The organism is Corallococcus terminator (assembly GCF_003611635.1).
GTDB classification, from domain to species: Bacteria; Myxococcota; Myxococcia; order Myxococcales; family Myxococcaceae; genus Corallococcus; species Corallococcus terminator.
The window spans coordinates 1-1,524 of the sequence record NZ_RAVZ01000675.1; the positions used below are offsets into that span (position 1 = coordinate 1).

2 protein-coding genes are annotated in these 1,524 nt (G+C 70.4%); one reads left to right on the forward strand and one right to left on the reverse strand.

Annotated elements, in window-relative coordinates; all coding sequences use genetic code 11:
- Positions 1–804: cyclic nucleotide-binding domain-containing protein (locus D7V88_RS41410; RefSeq protein ID WP_120545950.1), on the forward strand; the 804-nt coding region annotated here is incomplete at its 5' end.
- Here D7V88_RS41410 and D7V88_RS41415 read toward each other — a convergent pair.
- Positions 805–1,386 carry a YdeI/OmpD-associated family protein gene (locus D7V88_RS41415; RefSeq protein ID WP_120545951.1) on the reverse strand — a complete coding sequence of 194 codons (582 nt, stop codon included), beginning with the start codon at positions 1,384–1,386 and terminating at the stop codon, positions 805–807. It abuts the gene before it with no gap.
- Between the last annotated feature and the right edge of the window lie 138 nt (positions 1,387–1,524).

Genomic DNA, 1,524 nt, shown 5'->3' on the forward strand with positions numbered 1-1,524 from the left:
GCTTCACCTTCCGCCCCACCCTCCGCGACGGAACCGGAAGTCGCGACGCCCGCGCCCCCCGTCTGCACGCGCTACCTCCAGGCGGGCCAGGTGGTGGTGCGCGAAGGGGACCCCGGCAATTCGATGTTCGTCGTGCTGGAAGGCCGCGTCGCCGTGCTGCGCGGCAACGACGGCGCCGCGAACACGGAGGTGGGCCGCCTGGGCGCCGGGGAGTTCTTCGGAGAGCTGGCACTGCTCACCGGCACGAAGCGCACCGCCACGGTGGTGACGGTGGAGGACGTGGTGCTGCTGGAGCTCACCCAGGCCGGCGTCCGGGAGCTGGGCAAGGACTACGGCGTCAAGGGCGACGAGATGCAGGTGACCGCGAAGGAGCGCCTGCTCGCGGACACCCTGCGCAGCAACCCGCTCATCGCCGCCCTGCCCCAGGAAGTGCAGCACGAGCTGGGGGACGCCTTCGTGCCCTGCACCGTCCCCGCGGGCGAAACACTGCTCACCCGGGGCCAGCCGGGCGACGCCCTCTACGTCCTCCTGCGCGGCAAATGCGAGGTCTTCCACACGCATGGCGACGGTCGCCAGTCGCCCTATCCGCTGCTGGAGGAGGGCGCCCTCTTCGGGGAGATCTCCCTCTTGCGCAGCCGGCTGGCCACCGCCACCGTGCGCACGGTGACGCCGTGCACGCTGCTCAAGCTGGAGCGCGAGGTGTTCCGCAAGGCGTTCCTGGGCCAGCCCGACCTGCGAGGCGCCCTGGTGCGCCTGGGCCTGGAGCGGCTCAAGCACACCATCGAGGTCATGGGCGACAAATAGCTAGCCGTGAATCGTCTCGCCTGCCTCCAGCATGGCGACGAACTTCTCCAGCCGGCGCGCGCGGGTCTCCGGCTTCTTCGCGTCGTGGATCCGGTACAGGATGGCGTAGCGGTTGGACCCCTTGAGCGTGGCGAAGAACGCCTTCGCCTTCGGGTTCGCGTCCAGCGCGCTCAGCAGGTCCTCCGGGACGGCGATGGCCGAGGGCGACGCGTAGGCCGCGTCCCACCGCCCGTCGGCCCGGGCCGCGTCCACCTCGCGCAGGCCCGCGGGGCGCATCCGTCCCGCGGCGACGAGCGCGTCCACCTTGCCGCAGTTGATCTTCGACCACCTGCTCCGGGCCCTGCGGGGCGTGAAGCGCTGGATCCAGTGGGTGTCGTCGACCGGTTTCGCCTGCCCGTCGATCCAGCCGTAGCAGAGCGCCACGTCCACCGCCTGGGCGTACGTCACGGACGCGATGCCCGACAGCTTCTTCGCGAACTTCAACCAGACGCCCGGTGCGTCGGCGTGGTGTTTCGCCAGCCACTGCTCGAACGCCTTCTCCGACGCGAACGGCACGATGGGAAGTTCCTGCTTCGCCTTCATCCAGCCATCCCTCCAGGGCAGGGTTCAGGACATTCCCGCCGACAAAGCCCCACCGGCACTCTACCGGCGGAAGGCAGCCGGGGCGGAAGCCGTTATGAACAGGGCCATGGCCGACCCCAGTCCCCGTCCACCCCACCC